Raw genomic sequence first — 23,450 nt, forward strand, 5'->3', positions numbered from 1 at the left:
CGCCACGCGGCGCAATCCAATGAAAAATACCCGCTCCGGATTCCGGGGCGGGTTTTTTGCGGCCGTGTGGCGCGGGGCTTCAGCGCTCTTGCAAGGGGCTGGTGCGCAGGTCCTCGCGCTTGAGTCCGAGGTTCTCCTCGATGAGTCCCTTGGCGCGGTGGGCCAGCTGGCCGACCTCCGGCTTTGATATCTGGTCGTCCGCCCCCACGGCCTCGCCCTTGTGGCGGAGCTTGTCGGTGATGAGGGAGGAGAAGAGGATGACCGGCAGCTTGGAAAGCACCGGGTCGTCCTTGATGCGCTTGGTCAGGTGGTGGCCGTCCATGGAGGGCATCTCGATGTCTGCGATGACCACTTGCAGATAGTCCGAGATGTCGCGCTCCTCTTCCTGGGCCCGTTGCTTGATGGCCTCCAGGCGATCCCAGCAGTCCTGGCCGTTGGTGGTGGCCTCCACGTCGAAGTTGGCCTTTTCCAGCAGGTCGCGCAGCATTTCGCGGATAAGCACCGAGTCGTCGGCGATGAGGGCACGGTAGCGTGCTCCCCAGTCGGCGTCCACCCCGGCGTCCAGGCGCAGGCCCAGGTTGGGGTTGAGTTCGGTGACGATCTTTTCCAGGTCCAGCAGAAAGACGATGCGGTCCTCAATGCGCACAACTCCGGTAATGGAGTCGGAGGAGAAGCGGGAAACATAGGCGTTGGGCGGCTCCACGTCCTCCCAGGAGACGCGGTGGATGCGGTTGACCCCGGAGACCATGAAGGCGGTCGTGACCTGGTTGAACTCGGTGACGATGACCTTGGGTGGCTCGCGCTCCTTGCGGTCCTTGCCCAACCACATGGACAGGTCCACCAAGGGGACCACATGCGAGCGAAGGTTGAAAGTGCCCAGGATGGAGGGATGGTGCACGTGGGGAAGCTTGGTGATTTTGGGCATACGGATGATTTCCAGTACTTTGGCAACGTTCACCCCGTAGTAGCCCTCGTAGTACTCCCCTTCGGCCTCCTTGTTCCGGCCTGGCTCGTCGATGAAGAACTCGACGATCTCGAGCTCGTTGGTGCCGGATTCCAGCAATATGTTCGTTTGGCTCATGTTCGCTCCTGAACGGGGCGGGACGGAATTACCCCTCCCCGGAAAAATCCTCTAGGACGGCCTGTACTTCGTCAATGAGTTTTTTGGGCGTGGAGGCCCCGGCCGTCAGACCGACCACGTTGCATTGGAGTAGCTTCTCCGGCTCCAGTTCCTCGGCCGTTTCCACCAGGAAGCAGGGGATGTCCGCCTGGGAGACGACCTGGGCCAAGCGGCGCGTGTTGCCTGACTGGCGGCCGCCGACGACCACCATGCAGTCAACCTCCTTGGCGATGGTCAGGGCCTCGCGCTGGCGGTTGCGGGTGGCGTCGCAGATGGTGCGAAGCACGGCGATATCCACGTCCTCCCGCGCCTCCAGTTCCGCGGCCATTTGCTCGAAAGCCTCGCGGTCCTGGGTGGTTTGGGCGGCCAGGCAGTACCCCTTGTCCCGCTCGAACGGGTAGTCACGCAAAATCTCGGGGTCGTCGAAGACCAGCGGGTCGGGGCCGGCGTAGCTGACCAGCCCGCGCACCTCGGGGTGGTCCTCCTCGCCGTAGAGGAGCACGGTGCGGCCGTGGCGGGCCATGCGGTGGATGAGCACCTGGGCCTTCTTCACCTTGGGGCAGGTGGCGTCCTCGATGTGGCACCCCATCTCCTCCAGCCGCGTCTCCACGTTGCGCGGCACGCCGTGGGCGCGGATGACCACGGTGGAGCCGTGGGGGACGTCGTCCAGCGCGTCGGCCCGGCCGACCCCCTTGGCCTCGTACTCCTGCAGAACCTGCGGGTTGTGAATGATGGGGCCCAGGGTCAGCAGGGAACCGGGCTGGACCTCGCTGAGCTTGTCCAGCTTGCGCAGGGCCAGATCAACGCCCATGCAGAATCCGGCCGTATCGGCGCGTTTCACTTTCATGCGGTCTCCTCTTCGCTTGATGCGGGCAAGCGGGCCACCAGCCCTGCGATGCGTTCCACGCCGTCCCAGTCCTGGCAATCCACGGCGCGTCGCCGCAAGTCCTTGGCCCCTTGCAGAAAGCGCAGATAGCGCGGCAGTATGGTGCGCATTTTCAGCACGTCTCGTCGATCCCCCTCGCCGTGTTCCCGCAGCAGTTCCGCGTGGCGGCGGATGAGACTGGCCAGGAAGCGGCCGTCGCGTCGCGTTTCCTCCCCACCGCGCAACAGGGCGGCGTGGTCGGCGAACACGGCCGGGTTGCGCAGCGCGCCACGGGCATACATGACTCCGGAGCAGCCCGTGCTCTTCAGGCAGTCCAGCGCGTCGCGGGCGGAGAACAGATCGCCCGAGGCCAGGATCGGAACGTCCACGGCCGAGGCCAATTCCTCGATCTTCTCCCAGTGCGCCCGTCCGGCGTAGCCCTGCCTGGCGGTACGGGGATGCAGGGTGAGCCAAGCCGCGCCCGCATCGGCCAGACGGCGGCCGATCTCCAAATGCACCGGGGCCTCTCCGCCGAAAGCGTGGCGGAACTTGACCCCGACGCGTCCCGCTCCAACCCGTTCCACCAGAACCGAGGCCAGCTTGGCAAGCCGCTCCGGCTCACGCACCAGGGCGGCTCCAGCCCCGGCCGTGACGACTTTTTTCACCGGGCAGCCCGCGTTGAGGTCGAAATAGCGGAATCCTTGTTCCAACAGCCGGTCGGCCGCCCTGCCAAGGTACTCAGGGTCGGCCCCGAAGAGCTGCACCACCAGCGGGGAGTCCTCCGGCATGGTGCGCAGCAGCGGAGCCGTGCCGGGGGAGCCGAAGAGCAGCCCCTTGGCGCTGACCATCTCTGTGACGGAGCAGGCCGCGCCGAATTCGCGGCAGAGCAGGCGGAAAGACAGGTCGGAGAATCCGGCCAGCGGGGCAAGCCAAGGGTGCTCCGGACCGATGGGGGGAAGGGGCGGATTCATGGCAAGGGGGTGATAGCCAGCCTGCGGAAAAAGTCAAACCGAGCGGGAGATGAGGCCGCCCTGGGAGCCCGGGGCCGGAGCCAGCAAAAGGCCCAGGATTGTGGGGCGGCCTTGGCCGAGGCGTTCCACGCGCAGCAATTCGGCCCGCTTGCCGTCCAGGGCGGCTTGCACCAAGCCGGACGCGTCCGGGGCGTGTTCCGGATGGTCGCACAGCAGTCGGTAGGCGGTGCGTTCCCCGGTCAGCACCAGTTCAATCTGACACTCTCCGGCCTTTGGGTGGTGCAGGTCGATGAGGCCGTGGCCCGCCGCCGGGGCCAGCAAGGCCTCCACGCCCCGTGCCCGCGGCAAGGCCAGGGGCAGGTACCGGAAATCCGAGCCGGAAAGGGCTTGGTCAAGAGCTTCCACCGCCTCCATGGTCAGGTCCAGGGCCTCGGCCGCCTGTTCAGCATCGACACCGGCTTGGAGGAGATCATCCCTGGTGGCTTGCTCAGGCAGGGAATCCAGAAGTTTCGCCGCGGTCTGCTCAAAGGCGCGCCGCAGGGAGAGGTAGCTGCTGGCCAGACCGGGGATGGCCGCGCCGTGGGCCAACTCCGGCGGGACCATCCGCAGCAGGATTTCCGGTTCAAGTTCCAGAATGAGAAACAGGGAATGGCCGCCGAGGGGGGTGTCCGGCGGCAGGGGGGCAAGCAGCTCGTCGCCGTCCACGTTGATCCAGAACAGGCCGGAACTGTCGCGGGAGGCAACCCGGCCGCGCACGGTTTGTCCCACCCGGTGTTTGGCCTTGAAAGCCCGCTTGCGGTTGTCCCCCCCGGGGGGTGGGGAGCCGCCCGAGCCGCGTCCGCCGATACGCATGGGCCGTCAGCTGGCCTGGTCGATGATAAGCTCCACCTCTTCCACGGACATGCCCGTGGAGCGGGCCATCTCCTGCACGCTGCGGCCCTTGCGGTGTCCGGTGAGCACCACTTCGCGCAGGAATTGGGGGGAGCGGGTCAGTTCCTCGGCCTGCTTGAGGAGCTTCTTCAATTCCTTGGAGCGCCCCTCCAGTGCTTGGTCCAGCTCGGCCAGTTCGGCCTGCCGCTGCTCGAAGCTGGTGACAAGCTCGCGCTCCATCTGCGCGTTGAAGCGGAGTTTGTTGAGCAGTTCCTCCTGCTTGTCGCGCAGGCGGGAGAGCACTTCCTCGCTCTTGCGCAGGCGGAAGAAGAAAAAGACCACCAGCACAAGGAGAAGGATTTCGGTGGCGCTCAAGAGCGCCAGGAGCCACTGGGGGAGCACCATGACCGATCAGATCTCGACGTTGAGGATGTTGCCAGAGAAGGGGGAGGCGTTGGAGGCGGAGGTCTGGGTCTCCGGCTTCTCCTCCTTGCGCCTGCGGTGGCCCGTGCCCGGATGGCCGCCACCGCCACCCGGGGTCTCGTCGTCCACCTGCTTGGTGTCGGCACGCTTCTCCACTTCCTGGATCTTCTCCCTGTTCGCTTCCTGCTGCTCCATGGACCGCTCGAAATTGGCCTCGCGGGAAGCCTCGGGGTGGGTGGCCGTCCCGGTGGCCACCTTGGACAGGTGCGGCAGCACCTGGATGAGGGTCGTCAGATCCACGGAGTAGGGCATGTCATTGCACCAAGTACTGCTCTATGAGCAAGTTCTCGGGCTGGTTTCCAAGGAACTTGTTGACCACCGAGAGCACGTCCCGCTTGAGCAGCTCCAGATTTTCCGTATCCGCCAGGAAAGCGAATTCCTTGTTCACCAGATAGTAGTAGACGGCATCGCGGAGGACCAGCTTCTTGTCGCGAATCTCGCGTTCCGCCTCGCCGCCTTGCACCTCCAATGCGAATTGGATATGCAAGAAGCGGACCTTTCCATTCAGGTCGGTCTTTTCCACCCAGAAGGGCTCCATGCGGACCGTGACCGGCTCGGGTTCTTCAGGAGCCTTTTCGGCAGGCTCCTCCTGGACGGGCGTTTTTTCGGGCGGCGGGGGCGGCGGCTCCGCGGGACGCAGCAGGAAGTAGAGCAGGAGGCCGATGACGGCCAGCAGAATGACGGCCAGAAGGATGAGGACCTTCTTGTTGGCCAGAAGGGCTGGCAAGCGCCGCTTCTTCTCTTCCTCCACCCCCTCCTCGGCGGGGGCTTCGGCCTCCTCCGGTTCCTCTTCTTTTTCCTCTTCCTCCAGGAATGGGGCGTCGTCGAGGTCGAGCTCCACCTTCTGCAGCGCCCGGGGAACATCTTCCCCGGTGCCGTCCTTGATGTCGCTCTCGTCCAGGGTGGCTTTTTCGCCTTGCTCCTCGGCGACCTCGTCACCTGCGAGGGGATCGTCCTCGTCAGGAACCCAGAGAACCATTGTGCGCGTCCTTCAAGCCGCGCCGAGCAAGGGAGGCTACTTTTCGAAGATCTTGTCGATCTTCTGGCTGAGCGTCTCCGCTGTGAACGGCTTGACGATGTAGTTGGAGACCTTGGCCTGGACGGCCTCGATGATGTTTTCCTGCTGGGCCTCGGCCGTGACCATCAAAAACGGCGTGTCGGCGAACTCCTCGCTGGCGCGGACCTTCCGCAGCAACTCGATGCCCGACATCTGGGGCATGTTCCAGTCCGACACGATGAAATCGATGTTGTCCTTGTTCAGCACGTCCCAAGCGGAAGTGCCGTCATCCGCCTCGACGATGTTGGTGAAGCCCAGTTGCCGCAATATGTTGCGAACAATGCGCCGCATGGTCGAGAAGTCGTCAACCACCAGGACGCGCATGTTCTTGTCGTAGCTCATTGGTTCCCCCCTGTCGGTCAGGCCAGGTCGGCTCCGTATTGGGAGTGGAACATGCCGCGCAATTTGCCGAGGGCCTGGGAATGGAGCTGGGAGACCCTCCCCTCGGTGATCTCCATGACCTCGGCGGTTTCGCGCATGTTCAGTTCCTCGCCGTAGTAGAGTGACAATACGAGTTTTTCCCTCGGCGTCAATTCATCAATAAGCCCGGCTATCTTGTCAACGATTTCCTGAAACGAGGCCATCTGAAAGGGGTCGCTTTCCTGGTTGTCCTGTTTCATGGAAGCCAAGTTTTCGCCCACCGCGTCCAGGCTGACGCACATTTGATTCTGCAGCATTTCCAGGCCAGTATCGACCTCCTTGAAGGTCAACCCGGTCTCCTCGCTGATCTGCTCCGCCGTGGGCTTGCCGCCGGTTTCATTCTCCAGCTTGTGGACGGCCTCCTCGATCTGGCGCAACTTCTGGCGCAGGTTGCGAGAAAACCAGTCCATACGCCGCAGGTCGTCCAGCATGGCGCCCTTGATGCGGTTTTCGGCGTACGTCTCGAACTTGATGCCCAGGGACGCGTCGAATTTGCGCAGGGCCTCCACCAGGCCGAGTCCTCCCGCGCTGATGAGCTCGGAGAGCTCCACGCTGCGCGGCAGCTTGGCCTTGAGGCGCAACCCGATGATCTTGATCTTCGGGGCGTAGTGGCGAACCACTTCCTCCTTGTCCCGGCGGTCCAGCTCGTCGAAGGCGAATTCGCCCGACTCCAGCTTACGCCACGGACTGTTCCTGGAAGAGGATTCGTTTCCAGAAGAATTTGATGTTTCCATCGAGCTGCGTGCTGGGTTGCCAGTCGTTGATGCGGCGAGCCACTGCGTCAATCGCCTTGGAGGCGGGCGCTTCGGGCGCGGCGGCGGAAAAGGGAATCTGGTTCACCACGGCCTGACGGAGTGCGGGATCGGCCGGGAGCGTTCCGGCCAGGTCCAGTGAGACTCCGTCAAGGAAGTGGTCGCACGCCTTGTAGAGCGTGGCGAATACGTTGCGCCCGGTCTTTTCGTCCGGGACCATGTTCACCAGGACGCGGAAGCGGTCAACACCGTGGTTGTTCTTGAGCACCTTGATGAGGGCGTAGGCGTCGGTCAGCGACGTGGGCTCCGGCGTAACCACCAGAAGCCGCTCCTGCACGGCCAGGTTGAAATAGAGCACGTTGTCATTGATGCCCGCCCCGGTGTCCACCACCAGAAAGTCCACCTCGTTCTCCAGGCTGTCCATGGCCTCCAAAAGCTCCAGCTTTTGGCCGGTGGACAGGGAGAGCATGTCGGCCACGCCGGAGGCGGCCGGCAGGATGCGGAAGCCGTATTCCGTCTCCAGGAGGATGCTCTGGATGTCCACCCCTTCGTGGAAAAGGTGGAAGAGGTTGTACATGGGAGCCAGGCCCAGAAGCACGTCCACGTTGGCCAGCCCGAGGTCCGCGTCAAGCAGGACCACGCGCCGTCCCATGGCGGCCAGCCGGGCGGAGAGGTTCACGGAGACGTTGGTCTTGCCGACTCCTCCCTTGCCCGAAGTGACCGAGAGAACGAGTGGGTAGGCGCGGGACACGTTTCCTCCTAGGCCACCGCTTGCCGCTCGCGCCGGGGAGCGGGCAGTTCGTGCTTGAAGAGCAGCTTCCACAGGACCTGGTGCGCTTGGGGAGCGGCCGCGTCCCGCAGTCCCGGACCCTGTGAAAGAACGCTCACGGGCAAGCCTGTGGCCTCACAGACGTTGAGTATCGCCCCGAACGTACAGGCTTCATCCAGCTTCGTCCAGATGACGGATCTTGTTTTATCCGTGAGGTAGGACTGCAGAAAGGCCGCCACCTGTGCCTTGCCGAAGTGCGGGGAGAGGACCAGGTGCACGGCCAGATCGGGGGCTTCGGTCATGCCCAGGGACTTCAGCAGGCCGGCCAGTTCGGCGTCGCGGCCCACGGCGGGCAGGTCGATGAGCACTCTGTCAAATTTTCGTCCCTCGGCCAGGAGGTTCTGGAAATCCTCGGGGGAGTGCAGTTCGCGGTAGGTGCAGCCAAGGAGCTGGGCGAAGTGCTTCAGCACCAGCCGTCCCTTGCTTCGGGTGGTGTCGCCGTTGGCCAGGCAGATCTTGGCCTTGCCGCCGCGCCGCAGGGTCGAGGCCAGGCGGATGAGCTGGGTGGTCTTGCCGCACCCCGCCGGGCCGGAGACGGCCTGAAAGCGCTGGGGGAAGTCCCCGGGGGCGGCCAGGGGGGTCATTTCGCCCAGCTTGCCAAGCAGGGAGCCGCCGGAATTGGTCAGGGCAGCGTAGAGACGGATGACCACCTGTTTGTCCACCCCCCCCTCTTCGAGACAGCGCAGGGCCTGCTGCTGCCTTGGCTCCAGGGATGAGAGATCCAGCCGCTCCCCGGCCAGCCCCAGGAGGGCCTGTTTGATGTGGTTCCATTCCCGCCGCCAGCCCGTGGCTTCGTCCTGAGCGCCGCGTGGGGACGTGGCGTTGGCGCGGGATTCCGTCTCGGGCGCTTCCGGCTCCTCGTCGTTCTTTTCAACCGCGGCCATTATCTCGCAGAAGCAGACGCCGTCTTCGCGCAGGGTCTGGTTGCTGAGGATGACCGCGTCCGGGCCAAGCTCGCGCTTGACCTGCTCCAGGACCTGGGAAGTGCTTTTGCCTCGGTAGGTTTTAACCCGCATTCTTCAGATCCACCACGGCTAGGGTTTGCAGACGCACGTCGGCCGGAATCTCGGCCTGGGAAACCACCGGCAGGGTTGGGATGAACCGGATGACGATCTGTGCCAGGTGCGGCCGGACCATGGGAGAGGTCAGCAGGATGGGCTGGCCGTCGGTGGCCATGGCAGTCTCCGTCACGCGGTTGATGGACTGGATAATCTGCTGCGCCTTGGCCGGTTCCAGGGCAAGGTAGGCGCCCTGGTCGGTTTGGCGCAGGTTGTCCTGCAGCATTCCCTCGATGGAGGGATCGAGTGTGATGATGGGCAGCGTGCCGTCCTGGGCCAGGTGTGGCTTGATAATGGTCCGTCCCATGCGGGACCGGACGTACTCGGTGAGCTGGTCCGGGTCCTTGACCGCCTGGCCGTAGTCCGCCAGCGCCTCCACCACGGTGAGCAGGTCGCGGATGGAGACCCCTTCCTTGACGAGGTTCTGCAGGACCTTCTGCACGTTGCCCAGCTGCATGATGCCGGGCACCAGGTCCTCCACCGCTTTTGGGGCGCGCTGGGAGAGCTGATCCAGCAACTGCTGGGTTTCCTGCCGCCCCAGGAACTCGTGGAGGTTGCGCTTGAATACCTCGGTGAGGTGGGTGGCGATGACCGTGGAGGGGTCCACCACGGTGTAGCCCGCCAGCATGGCCTCCTCCTTCTGCGATTCGGGAATCCACAGGGCGGGGAGGTTGAAGGCGGGTTCGCGCGTTTCCACGCCTTTGATGCGGTGCTTCACGTCGCCGGGGTCCATGGCCAGCAGGTGATCCACCAGAATCTCGGCGGAAGCCACCTCGTTGCCCTTGATGAGTACGGTGTACTGCCCGGGGTTGAGTTGCAGGTTGTCCCGCAGGTGCAGCGAGGGGATGACCACGCCCATGTCCAGGGCGAACTGGCGGCGAATGGAGCGGATGCGCGAGAGGAGGTTGCCGTCCTGCTCCTCGTCCACCAAGGGGATGAGGCCGTAGCCCACTTCCAGCTCCAGGGTGTCCAAGGGCAGCAGGGCCTGCACCTCCTCCGGTGAATCCAGGGCCGGAGCCTGGGTTTCCTCGGGCTGGCTCAGGGCCTCGGCTTCGGCGCGGTGCTCCGCGGCGAATCGGGAGATGAAGTAGGTGACGATGGCCAGGCCCAGGAAGGGGATGGTGGGCATGCCCGGCACGATGCCGAAGATCACCAGGATGCCCGTGACCAGCCGCAGTGCGCGGGGGTGCAGGGTGAGCTGGCCGAGGAATTCCTCGCCCATCTTGGCCTCGGCCGCGGCGCGGGAAACGATGATGCCGGCGGATGTGGAGATGATGATGGAAGGGATGGTGGAGACCAGACCGTCGCCGATGGTCAGCAGGGTGTAGGTCTCGGCTGCCTCCATCCAGTCCATGTCCTTCATGAACACGCCCAGCAGGAAGCCGCCCACGATGTTCACCGCGGTGATGACCATGCCCGCCTTGACGTCCCCCTGGACGAACTTTCCCGCGCCGTCCATGGCGCCGTAGAAGTCCGCCTCCTTGCGGGTCTTCTCGCGCCTTTCGGTGGCTTCCTTCTCGTCGATGAGCCCGGCGTTGAGGTCCGCCTCGATGGCCATCTGCTTGCCCGGCATGGCGTCCAGGGTAAAGCGGGCGGCCACCTCGGCGATGCGGGTGGTGCCCGTGGTAATGACCATCTTGTTGAGGACGAACAGGATGAGGAAAATGATGATACCCACAAGGAAACTGCCGCCTACGACGAATTCGCCGAATGACTCGATGACGGATCCGGCCGCGTCGGTTCCCGTGTCGCCGTGCAGCAGGATGGCGCGTGTGGTGGCCACGTTGATGGCCAGGCGGAGCATGGTTGTAACCAGCAGCAGGGAGGGGAAAATGGAGAACTCCATGGGGGAGTTCATGAACATGGAGGTGACGAGCACCACCATGGCCAGGGAGATGTTGATGGTCAGCATGAAGTCCAGGATGATCGTCGGCACCGGAATGAGCATGACGAACAGAATGACCACCACGCCGCCGGCCAGCATGAGGTCGCCCTGGGAAGCGAACTTCTCGTAATTGATCTTCAGCGGTGCGAACTTGGCGGAATCCCCGGCCATCTTTTTGACACCCTTTCAGCTTGCTCGTTCCGGTTAGCCGTGCCGCCTGGTATTCCTGATCTTGGCCAGGATGGCGGCCACCGCTTGGTACATCTCTTCCGGGATCATTTCCCCGATCTCAACCTGCTTATACAAGGCCTGTGCCAGCGGCTTGTTTTCGCGGATGGGCACATTGTTTTCCTGAGCGACCTCCTTGATGCGCAGGGCCAGCGCGTCCACTCCCTTGGCGACGACGATGGGGGCGGGGGCTTTGAAGGCGTCGTACTGCAGGGCCACGGCGTAGTGGGTGGGGTTGGTGATAACCACGTCCGCCTTGGGGACGTCCTCCATCATGCGCTGGGCCATGGATTCCATCATTTTCTGGCGCTGTTGCGACTTGACCTGTGGGTCGCCCTCCATCTGTTTGCGCTCGTCTTTGACCTCGTCCTTGGTCATCTTCAACTGCTCGTTGTAGTCCCAGCGCGCGTAGACCAAGTCCGCCAAGCCGATGATGATCATGGGGATCAGAGCGTAGATGACCATCTTGTAGGCCAGTTTGAGGATGAAAATGGCGATGCCCTCGGGGCTGGCGTAAAAGAGGGGCAGGATGTTGGCCGCTTCCTGTTTGAGCACGATGTAGGGAGCGATGCCCACGGCAAAAGCCATGAGCACGTTCTTGCCCAGGTTTATGAATACTTTCGGGGAGATGAATATTTTCTGCAGGCCGCCGGCGAGGTTGAGAAAATTGAACTTGGGCTGCAGCGCCTTGGTGGTCCACAGAGGGCCCACCTGCAGCCGCTGCACCAGAAAGGCGGCCAGGGCCAGGAAGAACATCACCGGAAGCAGTATCCAGGCCAAGCGCTTCACCAGCATCAGGAACAACTCCATGACGTTGACCGGGCTTGCCCGGAAGGTGATGCCCTCCTCAAATACCCAGGAGAATATCCATTTGATGTGGCCGGAGATGTACCCGACGAGGTAATAGATAGTCACAAGGCCCACCAGTGTGATGACCGCTTTGGGCAACTCCTGGCTCTTGGGGACGTTGCCCTCGTCCCTGGCTTTGTCCAGTTGTTTTTTAGTCGGGTCTTCTGTTCGTGACGGGTCAGATTGTGGCATGGCCTATCCCCCGGCCAGCTTGAGCAGGACCTGGAAGGAGGTATCCAGGCCGGCCAAAAATTCGCCAACGAAACGGGACAGATACTTGAACATCAAGGCGAGGAAGAAGAACCCGACCATGATTTTCAGGGGAAAGCCGAATACGAGCAGATGCATTTGCGGCGCCACTCGGGAGATGATGGCCAGGGCCACATCCACCATGATGACGGCCACCGTGACAGGGGCCGAGATTTTGACCGCCAGGATGAACATCTCAGAGGACAGTTCGATGACTTGGTTGGCGATGCCCGATTCCAGGACGACGCCGCCGGGGGGAACGAGCTCGAAGCTCTTGGCCAGCCCGCTGAGGAGGTAGAGGTGGCCGTTCATGGAGAGAAACGTCAGCAGTGTGACCATGTAGAGGAAGTGAGAGGTCACAGGCTCCTGCTGCCCTGTCAGAGGGTCCACGGCGTTGACCATGGTGAAGCCCATCTGGAAGCCCATGATGCCGCCGGCGAACTGGGCCGAGGCGAACAGGAAGCGAACCAATAGGCCCATGATGAGCCCCAGGGCGACTTCTCCAAGCAGGACGAGAAAAATGGCCCAGATGTCGGCGGGCATCTGGCGGCCTGCAAAGCCCAACTGGGGGAATACCGCCAGGGTGAAAACGAGCAGCAGCGCTGCTTTGACAGGCGAGGGAACGGACTTTCCACCGAAGAACGGGAGCAGGAAGAGAACCAGGCTGATGCGCATCAGCGTCAGCATAAAGCTGAACATCACCTGGGGATCGAAGTGGAAGATGTCCATGGCCGCCCCATTTGCAAGGGGCGGACCAGTCGACCGCCTGCTAGGCCGTTGTCAGTCCAAGTGGCGGTTCGCCCAAGCCTGGAACATGAGCACGGGCCAGAGGCGGTAGCCGTTGTCGCGGTGTCCGGAAAGGTGTTCGCTCCAGACCCGACGCACGGCGGCGGCATTGAAAAGGCCGCGCCGCTGGAGGGCGGATTCGGCCAGCAGATCCTCGCACCAGGAGCGCAAAGGGCCCCGCAGCCATTGCGCCAGGGGAATGGCGAAGCCTTGCTTGGGCCGGTCGAAATCCACCCCAGGCAACAGGCCGCCCAGCAGGTCGCGCAGCACCCGTTTGCCCCCCGGCCGGGCGGCCCTGAGGGGGGCGGCAGCCGCCAGGCCGTCTCGGCCACGCGGTGATCCAACAGCGGCACCCTCGCTTCCAGGCCCACGGCCATGGAGGCGCGGTCCACCTTGGTTAGCACGTCGTCGGGCAGATAGCCGCACAGATCCTGGAGCATCATCCAGGCGTCGAACCCAGCTCGGTCCAGGGGGCGGTAAACGGGAGGCTGGTCCATGGCGCCGGGTACAGCCAGCAACGGGTCCTGCCAAGATGATGTCAGGGAGCGATACAGAGCCTCTCGGTCCGGAGCGGCCAGGGCCTCGACCGCCTTTTGCAGCTTCAGCCGCACGTCGGTCTCCCGCAAGACGCCGCCGAGCAGCCCGGCCAGGACCCGCTCCCCGCCGCCTCGCAGCAGGCGGGCGGCCTGCCGCCGCAGGGGGGCTGGCCAGGGGGCCAGCCTGCGCCAGAGGCCAGGGGCGCGCAGGTGGCGCACGTAGCCGCCAAAGAGCTCGTCCCCGCCGTCTCCGGAAAGGCAGACGGTGACGTGCTCCCTGGCCAGTCGCGAGACCAGATAGGTGGGGATCTGCGAGGAGTCGGCGAAGGGCTCGTCGTAGAAGTCGGGCAGGTCCGGCACCACGTCCAGGGCGTCTTGAGGAGAAAGGCGGAGTTCTGTGTGCTCCGCGCCCAGGGCGTCGGCCACCTGGCGGGCATGGGCCGCCTCGTCGAAACCGGCTTCGTCGAAACCGATGGTGAAGGTGCGGATGGGTCCGGAAGCCTCGCCCGCCATGACCGCGGCCACCAGGGAGGAGTCCACTCCCCCGGAGAGAAAGGCGCCAAGGGGGACGTCGGAAATCAGGCGCAGCCGGACCGCCCGCCGCAGTTCGTCCTCAACCCGCGCGGCGGCCTCGCCTTCCGGCAGCGGCTCGGCCAGACCGCGGGCCGCCATTTCCTCTGCCCGCCACCAGGCACGGGGCTGGGGAAGGTCGTGGCGCGCCAGGTCGTCGTGGTCCAGCCGCAACAGGCAGCCCGGGGGCAGCTTGGCGGCGGAGCGGAAAATGGAGCGCGGCGCTGGAATGCAGAGGTGCCGCAGGAGCAGGGCCAGCGAATCGGGGTCGACGTTCCGTTCGAAGCCGGGCAGAGCCAGCAATGGGGCGAGTTGAGAGCCGAAGGTGAAGCCTTCTTTGGTCCGGCCGTAATAGAGGGGCTTGATGCCCAGGCGGTCGCGGGCCAGGGTCAGGCTCTGGTCGCGCGCGTCCCACAGCGCCAGGGCGAACATGCCCACACAGCGGCGCAGGGTGGCTTCCACACCCCATGTCCCGAACGCCGCCAGCAGCACCTCCGTGTCGCTGTGGCCGCGCCAGCCGCCGTCGGGCGTTGCCCCGGCCTCGTCGAGTTCGCGGCGGATGTCGAGATAGTTGTAGACCTCGCCGTTGTAGACAAGGCGAAGGCGGCCGTCCGGGGAAGCCATGGGCTGGGCCCCGGCGGGGGAAAGGTCGAGGATGGCAAGACGGGAGTGAGCCAAGCCGAGACGGTGCTCGGGGAGGTAGTCATGGTCCTGCGCGTCCGGACCGCGCCTGCGGATACTTCCCCGCATCTCCCGCAGGACGGCGTCGGGGTCGAAGCCGGGTTCCCGTCGGAGCCAGAATCCGGCTAGGCCGCACACGGCGTCCTCCTCGCGGAGCGATTTGGAGAGTTCTTCGGTTCGGGCCGGGGCTGGTCCGTCAATTGAGGATGTAGCGCATGGGGTTCACGGGCACCCCGTTGAGACGGACTTCGTAGTGCAGGTGTGGTCCGGTGGAGCGGCCCGTGTTGCCCACGTAGCCGATCAGCTCGCCCCGGGCCACTTCCTGGCCGCGCTTGACAGCGGAGCGGTGCAGGTGTGCGTACTTGGTGACCACCCCGGTGCCGTGATCAACTGCGATGGAGTTGCCGTACGAGCCGTCGCGACCGGTGAAGATGATTTTCCCCTTGGCCGGGGCGTAGATTGGCGTTCCCATGGGGCTGGAGATGTCCAGGCCCTTGTGGAACTCGCGTTTTCCGGTGAATGGGGAGGTGCGGTAGCCGAACTCCGAAGTGACCCAGCCCTCGGTGGGCCAAATGGACGGCGTGGCGGCCAGGATGTCGCGCTTGGAGCGGATGGACTGGATGAGCTCCTGCTGGCGGACCTCCTCCAGCCTGGCCTCGGTGGCCAGCTGCCGCAGGAAATTGTGCATGTTGCGGGCCAGCAATTCCTGGCGGTAGAGGGTCAGGTAGTTCTTGGAAAAGGTGTTGCCCTCGGGACCACCAATGGGGCTGCTGTTCTGGTTCTGCTCCAGGTTGATCATCACCCGCAGTTTGGAGTCGAACGCCCGGATGCGGGAGATGTCCTTTTCCATGTGCTGTATCTTGCCGGCCAGGGAAAGCAGTTGCGTCTTTTGTTCGTGAACGGTTTTTTCGGCGTCGGCCAACTGTTTTTGGAGGCCGTCGTAATCCTGATAGTACTGCCACAGATAGACGTTCCCGGCCGCCAGCGCGACGACGAGAAAGAACAACGCCGCGACCATCCAGGCTCTGCAGCGGAACTTGCGGCACTGACCGACCTCGTCCTTGAAGACGACGACATTGTATTTTTTGAAAAGCATAGCCACCCAATTGTGGGCTGAACGTGCGACCTTGCTGAACCGGTCTTACTCGGTGCTTGAGTAGGGCATCGCCGCATCCAAGTCAAGCTGCCAGCCGGTCAGGGCCCGGAAAATCCGCTTCTTGCGCACAGGGTCGCCCAGGAATCCGTCCCGCATCATTTCCTCCATCTCGGTGCGTTTGGTCTGTCCGGCGGAGGGGCAGGGATTGGCGAAAACAGGGAGATTCCAGGCTCGTGCGGCCCGTTCCACCCGTTTTTTCTCCAGCAGCAGCAGGGGGCGGACGAGGGTCAGTTCGCCGCCGAAGTAGTCCGCCTTGGCGGTGAGCCCCTCGACCTTGCCGGTCTGGGTCATGTTCAGAAAGAAGGTGGATACCAGGTCGTCCGCGGTATGGCCCAGGGCCAGGTGGGTCAGGCCGTAGTGCGAGCACAGTTCGAAGAGCTTTTTGCGGCGGAACCAGGCGCAGTAGAAACAGGGGGAATTCTTGCGGTTTTCCTCGGAGTGCGCCTTGGGGCCGATGCCCATCATCTCCACGTGCAGGGCCACGCCGTTGTCCGCGCACCAGCTGGACAAGGGGCGGTGGTTGTCCGCTTCGAAGCCGGGGTTGACGTGCAGGGCCATGACTTCGAAGGGGAAGGGCACCACTCGCTTGCGCAGCAGAAGCCCCTGCAGGAGTGTGAAGGAGTCCGCTCCTCCCGAGGCGGCCACGCCGATGCGCGCCCCCGGACGAAGCTGGCCGGTGCGCTGCATGAGCTTGCCCATGGTGGAGAGGACGCTCTTCTGGACGAAATTGAATCGCTTGCGGAAACTCACGCCGGGCTTGTACCCGGACCGGCCCTGGCTTGCAAGCGTCCTTGACGCTTCTTGTCATCAGGTATATGAAATTGTGTTCCTCGCCGTCGGCTGCGGGTAGCTCCCGTGGGACCGGCGGCGTCTCTCGTTTTCTCCACGCGTGGCAACCATGCTTGAAGTACGCCATCTCAGCCATTCCTTCGGCGAGACGCAGGTGCTCTTCGACCTCTCCTTCACCCTGAGGGAGGGGGAGATCCTTGGATTCCTCGGCCCAAACGGCGCGGGCAAGTCCACCACCATGCGCATCGTCACCGGCTTTCTCACACCCACCTCGGGAGAGGTGCGCTTCAACGGCCACGACGTAAGGCGCGAACCCATGGCTCTGCGCCGCCAGCTCGGCTACCTGCCCGAGAATGTGCCCCTGTATCCGGAACTCAAGGTCCGGGAATTCCTGAGTTGGGCCGCGAGGGTGAAGCAGGCCGCCGACCCTGCGGGACAGGTGGCCGAGGTCGCCGAGCGGTGCGGCCTGGAGCCGGTCATGGGCAAGCTGGTGGGACATCTTTCCCGGGGGTTTCGGCAGCGGGTGGGGCTGGCTCAGGCCATTCTGGGCGATTCCCGCCTGCTGGTGCTGGACGAGCCCACGGCCGCCATGGACCCGGCCCAGATCGTGGCCATCCGGCAGCTTATCAAGGATCTTGGCCGCTCCCGCACCATCCTGCTTTCCACCCACATCCTGCCCGAGGTGGAACGCACTTGCGACCGCGTTCTCATCCTGGACCAGGGCCGCATTTTGGCCGAGGACACTCCCGCCGGGCTGACAGACCGCTTCGGCGGCCGTGGAGTCTTTCTGCTGCGGGTGGACCCCGGGGTGGAGACCGCGGCCGAGGTGGAGGCCGCCCTGGCCGAAGCGCCGGGCGTCACCTCGACAAGCCGGCTGGATGACGGGCTTGGAGGTGTGCTCGTGCGTTTGGAGACGGAGTCCGGCCGGGATCGTCGGGCGGAGTTGACTTCCCTGGCCTTCGGACGTGGGTGGTCCGTACTCGAGTTCCGGCCCGCGCACGCCTCCCTGGAGGACGCCTTCGTCTCCATCGTCCGCCGTGAGGAGTTTGCGGCGTGATGCGCCAGATTCTTCTCGTGGCCAGAAAGGACCTGGCCGTCTTTTTCCGATCGCCCCTTGCCTACGCGGTGCTGACCTGCTTCCTGCTCATCGCCGGGTATATCTTCGCCTCCACCATCAACCTCTATCAACTGGTCAGCGTGCAGCTCATGCAGTCCCCGAGGGCGGCGGACGTGACCATGCAGGACCTGGTGGTGGCACCCTACCTGCAAAACGCGGCCGTGGTTTTCCTCTTTCTGCTGCCGCTGCTCACCATGCGCGGCTACGCCGAGGAAAAACGCAACGGCACCTTCGAACTGCTGCTCAGCTACCCTCTCGGCGAGGGGCGCATCGCCATGGGCAAGCTGCTGGCCCTGTGCGTCTTTCTGTGGACGGCCATCGCCCTCTCCGCATTCGGCCCGCTGCTGCTCATGGTCTACGCCACTCCGGAGCCGTTGCCCATGCTGGTCGGCTATCTGGGGCTGGCCCTGTTGGCCACGGCCTTCGCTTCCCTCGGGCTGTTCATCTCCTCTCTCACCTCGGGGCAGGTGGTGGCCGGGGTGACGACTTTCATGATCCTGTTGGTCCTGTGGCTTCTTTCCTGGGTGCGCGAACTGGTGCCCCAGTCGGTTCGTCCGGTGGTTGAGGCCATCTCGCCCATGGACCACTTCAGCCCCTTCAGCCAAGGCGTGCTGACCCTGCACGACGCCCTCTACTTCCTGCTCTTGGCCGCGGCCTTTTTCTGGCTGACAGTGCTTTCCCTGGAGAACCAGCGGTGGCGGAGGGCGACATGAAGGGTGGCCGCCTTGCCCTGAGCTTGATAACCGCCCTGGTGGGCTTGGCCCTTTTGGCAGGGCTGTACGTTGCCGGGGAGCGGCTCGACCTGCGCTGGGACTCGACCCGGGGCAAGCGCCATTCCCTCACGGAGCAAACCGGGCGGGTCCTCCGCGAGATGCCCCGCCCGGTGCACGTGACTGCCTTCTACCGCCCCAGTGAACCCGGCAAACAGGCCGCCCAAGACCTGCTGGAACTGTACGCCGGGGCCTCGGACCGCTTCACCTTCGAATTTCTGGACCCGGACCGGAGACTGGTGACGGCCCGCGAAATGGGCGTTACCCAGACCGGTACGCTTGTGGTTTCCTCCGGCGGCAAACGGGAGAAAATGGCCACTCCGGACGAGGAGAGGCTGACCAACGCCGTCATCCGTGTTTCCCAAGCCGGGTCGGTAGTGGTCTACGCTGTCGCCGGGCACGGCGAGGTGGTGCCGGATACGCCGGGGGAGGACGGCATGGGGCGGCTCGTCCAAGAGTTGTCGGACAAGGAGGTCCTGGTGGAGCCCCTTTTGCTGGGCGAAGCCGGGAAGGTGCCCGACGACGCCACGGCGGTACTGGTGCTCGGACCGCGCAGGGATTTTCTGGACAGGGAACTCGCCATCCTTGACGGCTACGTGAAGGAGGGCGGCTCCCTGCTGGCCGCACTGAGCGCCGAGGGGGCGACCAATTTCTCGGACTGGCTGGAGAACACACTGGGTGTTCGGGCCGTGGACGGCATGGTGGTCGACCCGGTGGGAGAACTTCTCGTGGGTGACGCCCTCATGGCCGTTGCCCAGGAGTATCCGGATTTCAAGGTGGCCGAAGAGTTCACCTTCATGACCCTGCTGCCCACCGCCCGGCCCCTGAGTTGGCGGGCTGGCGGCAAGGGGCTTGCCCGCTTGGCCCAAACAGGACCCGAAGCCTGGGCCGAACGGGACATGGACGCCCTCTCCCGGGCGGAAGCCGCCTTCGACGAGGGTGCAGACGCGCCCGGACCACTCTGGCTGGCGGCCACTGTGGTCAAGGAGCGGGAAGAGGGCGGCGAAACGCGGGCGGTCGTGGTTGGCGACCAGGACTTCCTGACCGACCGCTTCATTGGCCTGGGCGGCAACATGGACCTTGCCCTTGCCTCCCTGACCTGGCTCACCTCCAGCGAGAACCTGGTGCGCATCGAGACCGGCGGCGCGGCTGGCGAATTGGCCATGCTTTCTCCGGGAGCCGGAGACATCCTGACATGGCTGCCCGGAGCGGCCCTGCCCCTGATGACGCTCATCGTGGGCGTCCTCGTTGCCTGGCGGCGCAAGAAAGGGTAATCGCCCACGAGACGGAGTTGACTGCGAGTGAAACGGCTGGCCCTCTTATTTCTTTTGGCGACCCTTGTCTGGATCGGATTATCCGTGTGGCCCCCCCGGCAGGGGGAGCGCGCGGATGACGGTTTCGTCTGGCCCGATCTGAGCGAGGCCGACCTGTCCGGTTTCGTGGTGGAAAACGCCCGGGGGCGTTTCGAATGCGTCCGACAGGAGGGAGGATGGGCCATCCGTGTTCCCGGAGCGGGAGTCAAGCCACGGGCCAAGTCCGAGAAGGTTAAGGCGTTGCTGGACTTTTTGACCGAGAACAAGCCGCTGCGCATGGTGGGCACGCTGGGGGAATCCGAGCTTGACGAGTACGGTCTGCTGGAGCCCAGGGCCACGTTCACGGCGCACTCGCCCCTTTCCTGGGAACTGCGCGTGGGTGAGCGCAACCCCACCAGCGATGGCGTGTACGCCCGCTCCAGCAGGGAGCCTGACAGCCTCCTGCTGTTGGACACGGAGTTCGCCATCGTTTTGGGACGCGGGGCGGACCATTATTTCGACAAAAACCTCTTCGCTTTTGACAGGGAGAAGGTGCGCGCCCTGCGCGGGCGCGGTCCTGACAGCGGGGCCTGGGAGCTGCGTCGCGGCGGGGAGGGCGATGGCTGGGTTTTTTCCGCGCCTGAAAAGGCCAAGGGGTGGCCCGTCTCCCAAACGGAGGTGGACTATTTTCTGCATACCCTGGGAACCATCAAGGCAGCCGAACTTCTGGTCGGCCGCGGGGAACCCGCAGGCGACCCCTCGCTGGTGGTGGAAGTGGAGCTGGCCGCCGACGGCGAGGAGGCCGTGCAGCGGCTGACGGCGTATCCCGATGGCGGGAATGGGCCTCCCTGGCTTGGGGTCTCCACCAGCCAGCCCGTGCCGGCCGGCCTGGACGAGCAACGCTTCGAGCAGCTCAACCGCAGCGCCTTTTCCTTGCGCGACCGCAGGGTAATCACCCTGGATTTGTCCAGGGTGCAGCGCATGCGTCTGGATGGCGCCAGGGCGGACCTGCTGGCCCACAAGGGGGACTCGGTCTGGCGCGACAACCAGGGGGCGGAGATCGTGGGCCTGGACGTGCTCTTGTGGCGGCTGACGGATGTTCGCTACCAGCGCGAGCCGGTGGTTGAACTGCCGGAAGGTGCGGAGCGGGCCTTGACCTGGGAATTGATGGACGAAGAGGGTGAACGGCTTTTGAAGTTGGCCTTTTTCCGGGACAACGGCCTGGAGGAGGGCCAATACTGGCTCAAGAACGACAACACAGGAGAATTCTATCCGGTTTGCGGCGGGTTGCTCAAGGACCTCACCGAGAGGCTTCCCTCGCCCGGAACCGGGGAATGATTCCGTCCGCCCTTGTCAGGACGAGAGGGCGGATTATCTTGCCAAAGGAGTTGCATCATGGCGCGCATCACGGTTGAAGATTGCCTGGAGCAGGTGGACAACCGCTTCCTCATCACGCAGATGGCCATCAAGCGGGTCCAGCAGTACCGCGAGGGGTACACCCCGCTTGTCGAAACCAAGAACAAGGAAGTCGTGGCCGCCCTGCGCGAGATCGCCTCGCGGAAGGTCTTTCCGGCCAGCGATATCCCGGAGGCGGGCATCTACAGCAGCGCCCCCAAAAAGGAAAACGAAGAAGCGCAATAATCAAGCATGGCTTCCAAGCGCGACTACTACGAGGTTCTGGGCGTTTCCCGCGACGCGGGGGACGATGAGATCAAGCGGGCCTACCGTAAGATGGCCTTCGAGTATCATCCGGACCGCAATCCGGACGATCCCGAGGCGGAGGTCAAGTTCAAGGAGGCGGCCGAGGCCTACGAGGTGCTGCGCGACCCGCAGAAGCGACAGACCTATGACCGCTTCGGCCACGAGGGCGTCGGCGGCATGGGCGGCGGTTTCCACTCCTCCGAGGACATTTTCAGCACCTTCTCGGACATCTTCAGCGAGTTCTTCGGCTTTTCCGGCCGGGGCGGCGGACGCCGGCCCACCGCCGGGGCCGATTTGCGCTACAACCTCCGCCTTTCTTTCCGCGAAGCGGCCAAGGGTACCGAGGTAACGCTCAAGATACCCAAGAAAGTGGAATGCCCCGAGTGCGAAGGCACCGGCGCTCGCGACGGCGCGGAGCGCCAGACTTGCCAGCAGTGCGGCGGCGCCGGGGCGGTGCAGCAGGCCCAGGGGTTCTTCCGCATCGCCGTGACCTGCCCCAATTGCCAGGGCGAGGGCTCCATCGTGCGCGACCCTTGTCCCAAGTGCATGGGCAGGCGCGTGGTGCAGGAAACTCGCGAACTGCAGGTCACCATCCCGCCGGGCGTGGACACCGGCTCGCGGCTGCGGCTGCGGGGCGAGGGCGAACCCGGCGAGAACGGAGGTCCTCCGGGCGACCTCTACGTGGTCATGTACGTGGAGGAGGACAAACTCTTCCGCCGCCAGGGTCAGGACCTGGTGCTGACCAAGGAGATCGACGTGGTCCAGGCCATCCTGGGCGACAAGATCGACGTGGAGACCCTGGACGGAACAGTGCCCATGGAGATTCCCCGCGGCACCCAGCCCGGAGAGATCTTCCAACTGCGCGGCCTGGGGCTGCCCCATCCCAGCGGCGGCGGCGACGGCGACCTCCTGGTGGAGGTGGACGTGAGAATCCCCAAAAAGATCAACAAGAAGCAGGAAGAGCTGCTGCGCGAGTTCGATCAGCTTGAGGAGGAAAAGCCCATGAGCCGGGTCAAGAAGTTCTTCGGCAAGAGCCCGAAAAAGGCCGCCGGGAGCGAGGAGGAATAGCCCATGAGCTCCGGGTTCACTCACCTGGACAGCGAAGGCCGGGCCCGAATGGTGGACGTGGGGGCCAAGGACGAAACCGAGCGCAGGGCCGTGGCCCGGGCCGTGGTCCGCATGGACCCGGAGACCTTCGGCCTGCTCTCCCGGCAAGCCCTGCCCAAGGGCGACGCCTTCAACACCGCTCGGCTTGCGGGCATCCAGGCGGCCAAGAAAACCGCCGACCTCATTCCCCTCTGCCACCCCCTGTCCCTGAGCTACGTGGACGTACGCTTCGCCCCGGACGAGGAGGCCGCCACCGTGGCCATCGAGGCCGAGGCGCGCCTGCGCGGCCGCACCGGGGTGGAGATGGAGGCCATGACCGCCGCCTCCGTGGCCGCCCTGGCCCTATATGACATGCTCAAGGCGGTGCAGAAGGACGTGGTCATCGAGCGCGTCCGGCTGGTCTCCAAAAGCGGCGGCAAGAGCGGCGAATTCACCGCCGAGTGATTCGGGCTTGCGCGGTTCTTCCCGGGTGGTATGCTGGAACCATTTCCAGTCCACCGCCACCCGGGAGGCCGCATGCCCCGCTTGCTTTTCGCCGTACTCTGTCTGACCCTTCTTTTGGCTTCGGCGGTCCGCGCCGAAGTCTTGGAAAAGCCCATCGATTACAACGTGGACGGTGAGGTCCACCAGGGCCTGCTGGCTTACGACGACGCTTTGGGCCGTCCCGCACCCGGCGTGCTGGTGGTGCACGAGTGGAACGGACTGGGCGAGCATCCCCGAGACGTGGCTTGGCGGTTGGCTTCCCTGGGCTACGTCGCCTTCGCCCTGGACATGTACGGCAAAGGGGTGCTTGGTTCCAGCCCGGAGGAGAACAAGAAGCTCTCCGCGCCGTTCTACGAGGACCGTGAGATGATGCGCCGCACCGCCCGGGCCGGGCTGGACGTGCTGCTGGACCAGCCGCAAGTTGCTCCAGGCAAAGTGGCGGCCATCGGCTTTTGCTTCGGCGGCACGGTGGTGTTGGAGATGGCCCGGGGCGTACAGCCCCTCGCAGGTGTGGTCAGTTTCCACGGCGGGCTGTCCACGCCGAACCCCGCCGAATCCCTGGACGTTCCCGTCCTGGCCTTGCACGGCGCGGACGATCCCCACGTGGACCATGACGAAGTGGCAGCCTTCATAAAGGAAATGCGCCAATCCGGCGCGGACTGGACCCTCATCCAGTACGGCGGCGCTGTGCACAGCTTCACCAACCCAAAAGCTGACTCGGAAAGCGCCCGCTACCACCGCAAGGCGGCCATGCGCTCCTGGGACCACATGCTGGTCTTTTTCGACGAGGTGCTGCGGTAGAGCCGAGGCGACACCGCAACGAAAA

At 64.5% G+C, this 23,450-nt stretch carries 25 protein-coding genes and 1 pseudogene; 8 read left to right on the plus strand and 18 right to left on the minus strand.

Translation table 11 applies throughout. From position 1 onward, the window contains the following. Nucleotides 1-79: 79 nt before the first annotated feature. From N911_RS0103640 to N911_RS0103720, 18 genes and pseudogenes are all read right to left on the minus strand, one after another. The gene (locus N911_RS0103640) at nt 80-1,081 is read right to left on the minus strand and encodes a chemotaxis protein (protein WP_035104299.1); all 1,002 of its coding nucleotides are present in this window, start codon (nt 1,079-1,081) and stop codon (nt 80-82) included. A 28-nt stretch (nt 1,082-1,109) separates the two neighbouring features. Further along, entirely contained in the window at nt 1,110-1,967 is an 858-nt protein-coding gene (ispH, locus tag N911_RS0103645) for a 4-hydroxy-3-methylbut-2-enyl diphosphate reductase (RefSeq protein WP_029894444.1), read from the minus strand. Beyond that, nucleotides 1,964-2,956, minus strand: a complete 993-nt coding sequence (locus N911_RS0103650) for a tRNA dihydrouridine synthase (RefSeq protein ID WP_029894446.1) — start codon at nt 2,954-2,956, stop codon at nt 1,964-1,966. The genes ispH and N911_RS0103650 overlap by 4 nt, the downstream gene beginning before the upstream one ends. A 33-nt stretch (nt 2,957-2,989) precedes the next feature. Then, the gene (locus tag N911_RS0103655; protein ID WP_029894447.1) at nt 2,990-3,808 is read right to left on the minus strand and encodes a hypothetical protein; all 819 of its coding nucleotides are present in this window, start codon (nt 3,806-3,808) and stop codon (nt 2,990-2,992) included. 6 nt (nt 3,809-3,814) lie between these two features. Then, on the minus strand, nt 3,815-4,231 hold the full coding sequence (locus tag N911_RS0103660; RefSeq protein ID WP_029894449.1) for a hypothetical protein: 417 nt from the start codon (nt 4,229-4,231) through the stop codon (nt 3,815-3,817). A 6-nt stretch (nt 4,232-4,237) separates the two neighbouring features. Next, entirely contained in the window at nt 4,238-4,561 is a 324-nt protein-coding gene (locus N911_RS16595; RefSeq protein WP_035104303.1) for a hypothetical protein, read from the minus strand. Between the two features lies 1 nt (nt 4,562). Next, a complete protein-coding gene (locus N911_RS0103670) occupies nt 4,563-5,288 on the minus strand; it encodes a flagellar basal body-associated FliL family protein (protein WP_029894451.1) in 726 nt (241 codons plus the stop codon). A 36-nt stretch (nt 5,289-5,324) separates the two neighbouring features. Next, on the minus strand, nt 5,325-5,708 hold the full coding sequence (locus N911_RS0103675; RefSeq protein ID WP_029894453.1) for a chemotaxis response regulator CheY: 384 nt from the start codon (nt 5,706-5,708) through the stop codon (nt 5,325-5,327). A gap of 17 nt (nt 5,709-5,725) precedes the next feature. Continuing rightward, nucleotides 5,726-6,520, minus strand: coding sequence for a FliA/WhiG family RNA polymerase sigma factor (locus N911_RS0103680; RefSeq protein WP_029894455.1), 795 nt, complete (start codon nt 6,518-6,520; stop codon nt 5,726-5,728). Further along, nucleotides 6,462-7,289, minus strand: coding sequence for a MinD/ParA family protein (locus N911_RS0103685; RefSeq protein WP_029894457.1), 828 nt, complete (start codon nt 7,287-7,289; stop codon nt 6,462-6,464). The genes N911_RS0103680 and N911_RS0103685 overlap by 59 nt, the downstream gene beginning before the upstream one ends. A gap of 8 nt (nt 7,290-7,297) precedes the next feature. Further along, nucleotides 7,298-8,383 carry a flagellar biosynthesis protein FlhF gene (locus tag N911_RS0103690; protein WP_029894459.1) on the minus strand — a complete coding sequence of 362 codons (1,086 nt, stop codon included), beginning with the start codon at nt 8,381-8,383 and terminating at the stop codon, nt 7,298-7,300. Then, entirely contained in the window at nt 8,373-10,481 is a 2,109-nt protein-coding gene (flhA, locus tag N911_RS0103695) for a flagellar biosynthesis protein FlhA (protein ID WP_029894461.1), read from the minus strand. Before flhA ends, N911_RS0103690 begins: the two co-directional genes overlap by 11 nt. Nucleotides 10,482-10,514: 33 nt before the next feature. Then, entirely contained in the window at nt 10,515-11,579 is a 1,065-nt protein-coding gene (gene flhB / locus N911_RS0103700; RefSeq protein WP_029894462.1) for a flagellar biosynthesis protein FlhB, read from the minus strand. Nucleotides 11,580-11,582: 3 nt separating this feature from the next. Further along, complete coding sequence (gene fliR / locus N911_RS0103705; RefSeq protein ID WP_029894464.1) at nt 11,583-12,365, minus strand: flagellar biosynthetic protein FliR; 783 nt, start codon at nt 12,363-12,365, stop codon at nt 11,583-11,585. Between the two features lie 51 nt (nt 12,366-12,416). Continuing rightward, the gene (locus N911_RS19130) at nt 12,417-12,848 is read right to left on the minus strand and encodes an asparagine synthase-related protein (RefSeq protein WP_425266024.1); all 432 of its coding nucleotides are present in this window, start codon (nt 12,846-12,848) and stop codon (nt 12,417-12,419) included. Then, nucleotides 12,785-14,347, minus strand: a pseudogene (asnB, locus tag N911_RS16600) (asparagine synthase (glutamine-hydrolyzing)); the annotation flags it as partial. The gene N911_RS19130 and the pseudogene asnB, both read right to left, overlap by 64 nt. A 58-nt stretch (nt 14,348-14,405) precedes the next feature. Next, nucleotides 14,406-15,305, minus strand: coding sequence for a M23 family metallopeptidase (locus N911_RS0103715; protein ID WP_029894466.1), 900 nt, complete (start codon nt 15,303-15,305; stop codon nt 14,406-14,408). A gap of 45 nt (nt 15,306-15,350) precedes the next feature. After that, nucleotides 15,351-16,115 (minus strand): PP-loop family protein, encoded by a 765-nt coding sequence (locus tag N911_RS0103720; RefSeq protein WP_029894468.1) that lies wholly within the window; start codon nt 16,113-16,115, stop codon nt 15,351-15,353. A 148-nt stretch (nt 16,116-16,263) separates the two neighbouring features. Here N911_RS0103720 and N911_RS0103725 point away from each other — a divergent pair, with 148 nt between their 5' ends. The 8 genes from N911_RS0103725 (at nt 16,264) to N911_RS0103760 (ending at nt 23,425) form a co-directional block, all read left to right on the plus strand. Further along, nucleotides 16,264-17,211 (plus strand): ABC transporter ATP-binding protein, encoded by a 948-nt coding sequence (locus N911_RS0103725; RefSeq protein WP_035104307.1) that lies wholly within the window; start codon nt 16,264-16,266, stop codon nt 17,209-17,211. Continuing rightward, nucleotides 17,211-17,984 carry an ABC transporter permease gene (locus N911_RS0103730; protein WP_029894472.1) on the plus strand — a complete coding sequence of 258 codons (774 nt, stop codon included), beginning with the start codon at nt 17,211-17,213 and terminating at the stop codon, nt 17,982-17,984. The genes N911_RS0103725 and N911_RS0103730 overlap by 1 nt, the downstream gene beginning before the upstream one ends. Further along, nucleotides 17,981-19,315, plus strand: a complete 1,335-nt coding sequence (locus tag N911_RS0103735; RefSeq protein ID WP_138774326.1) for a GldG family protein — start codon at nt 17,981-17,983, stop codon at nt 19,313-19,315. The genes N911_RS0103730 and N911_RS0103735 overlap by 4 nt, the downstream gene beginning before the upstream one ends. 84 nt (nt 19,316-19,399) lie before the next feature. Continuing rightward, nucleotides 19,400-20,671 (plus strand): DUF4340 domain-containing protein, encoded by a 1,272-nt coding sequence (locus N911_RS0103740; protein WP_161781591.1) that lies wholly within the window; start codon nt 19,400-19,402, stop codon nt 20,669-20,671. Between the two features lie 57 nt (nt 20,672-20,728). Continuing rightward, the gene (gene rpoZ / locus N911_RS0103745; RefSeq protein WP_029894478.1) at nt 20,729-20,974 is read left to right on the plus strand and encodes a DNA-directed RNA polymerase subunit omega; all 246 of its coding nucleotides are present in this window, start codon (nt 20,729-20,731) and stop codon (nt 20,972-20,974) included. Between the two features lie 6 nt (nt 20,975-20,980). Next, complete coding sequence (dnaJ, locus tag N911_RS0103750) at nt 20,981-22,102, plus strand: molecular chaperone DnaJ (RefSeq protein WP_029894480.1); 1,122 nt, start codon at nt 20,981-20,983, stop codon at nt 22,100-22,102. Between the two features lie 3 nt (nt 22,103-22,105). Beyond that, on the plus strand, nt 22,106-22,585 hold the full coding sequence (moaC, locus tag N911_RS0103755) for a cyclic pyranopterin monophosphate synthase MoaC (RefSeq protein ID WP_029894482.1): 480 nt from the start codon (nt 22,106-22,108) through the stop codon (nt 22,583-22,585). Nucleotides 22,586-22,657: 72 nt separating this feature from the next. Beyond that, nucleotides 22,658-23,425, plus strand: a complete 768-nt coding sequence (locus N911_RS0103760) for a dienelactone hydrolase family protein (RefSeq protein WP_029894485.1) — start codon at nt 22,658-22,660, stop codon at nt 23,423-23,425. Nucleotides 23,426-23,450 lie beyond the last annotated feature (25 nt).

The sequence above is a fragment of the Desulfohalovibrio reitneri genome (assembly GCF_000711295.1).
GTDB classification, from domain to species: Bacteria; Desulfobacterota; Desulfovibrionia; order Desulfovibrionales; family Desulfovibrionaceae; genus Desulfohalovibrio; species Desulfohalovibrio reitneri.

Bases quoted from the DNA above. Each gene is read 5' to 3' on its own strand.
- N911_RS0103655 (WP_029894447.1), bottom strand. From the start codon at position 3,808: ATGCGTATCGGCGGACGCGGCTCGGGCGGCTCCCCACCCCCCGGGGGG.
- N911_RS0103650 (WP_029894446.1), bottom strand. From the start codon at position 2,956: ATGAATCCGCCCCTTCCCCCCATCGGTCCGGAGCACCCTTGGCTTGCC.
- N911_RS0103725 (WP_035104307.1), top strand. From the start codon at position 16,264: ATGCTTGAAGTACGCCATCTCAGCCATTCCTTCGGCGAGACGCAGGTG.
- flhA (WP_029894461.1), bottom strand. From the start codon at position 10,481: ATGGCCGGGGATTCCGCCAAGTTCGCACCGCTGAAGATCAATTACGAG.
- moaC (WP_029894482.1), top strand. From the start codon at position 22,106: ATGAGCTCCGGGTTCACTCACCTGGACAGCGAAGGCCGGGCCCGAATG.
- N911_RS0103670 (WP_029894451.1), bottom strand. From the start codon at position 5,288: ATGGTTCTCTGGGTTCCTGACGAGGACGATCCCCTCGCAGGTGACGAG.
- N911_RS0103660 (WP_029894449.1), bottom strand. From the start codon at position 4,231: ATGGTGCTCCCCCAGTGGCTCCTGGCGCTCTTGAGCGCCACCGAAATC.
- N911_RS0103640 (WP_035104299.1), bottom strand. From the start codon at position 1,081: ATGAGCCAAACGAACATATTGCTGGAATCCGGCACCAACGAGCTCGAG.
- N911_RS16595 (WP_035104303.1), bottom strand. From the start codon at position 4,561: ATGCCCTACTCCGTGGATCTGACGACCCTCATCCAGGTGCTGCCGCAC.
- flhB (WP_029894462.1), bottom strand. From the start codon at position 11,579: ATGCCACAATCTGACCCGTCACGAACAGAAGACCCGACTAAAAAACAA.
- N911_RS0103760 (WP_029894485.1), top strand. From the start codon at position 22,658: ATGCCCCGCTTGCTTTTCGCCGTACTCTGTCTGACCCTTCTTTTGGCT.
- fliR (WP_029894464.1), bottom strand. From the start codon at position 12,365: ATGGACATCTTCCACTTCGATCCCCAGGTGATGTTCAGCTTTATGCTG.
- N911_RS0103735 (WP_138774326.1), top strand. From the start codon at position 17,981: ATGAAGGGTGGCCGCCTTGCCCTGAGCTTGATAACCGCCCTGGTGGGC.
- N911_RS0103715 (WP_029894466.1), bottom strand. From the start codon at position 15,305: ATGCTTTTCAAAAAATACAATGTCGTCGTCTTCAAGGACGAGGTCGGT.
- ispH (WP_029894444.1), bottom strand. From the start codon at position 1,967: ATGAAAGTGAAACGCGCCGATACGGCCGGATTCTGCATGGGCGTTGAT.
- N911_RS0103730 (WP_029894472.1), top strand. From the start codon at position 17,211: ATGCGCCAGATTCTTCTCGTGGCCAGAAAGGACCTGGCCGTCTTTTTC.
- N911_RS0103690 (WP_029894459.1), bottom strand. From the start codon at position 8,383: ATGCGGGTTAAAACCTACCGAGGCAAAAGCACTTCCCAGGTCCTGGAG.
- dnaJ (WP_029894480.1), top strand. From the start codon at position 20,981: ATGGCTTCCAAGCGCGACTACTACGAGGTTCTGGGCGTTTCCCGCGAC.
- N911_RS0103675 (WP_029894453.1), bottom strand. From the start codon at position 5,708: ATGAGCTACGACAAGAACATGCGCGTCCTGGTGGTTGACGACTTCTCG.
- rpoZ (WP_029894478.1), top strand. From the start codon at position 20,729: ATGGCGCGCATCACGGTTGAAGATTGCCTGGAGCAGGTGGACAACCGC.
- N911_RS0103680 (WP_029894455.1), bottom strand. From the start codon at position 6,520: ATGGAAACATCAAATTCTTCTGGAAACGAATCCTCTTCCAGGAACAGT.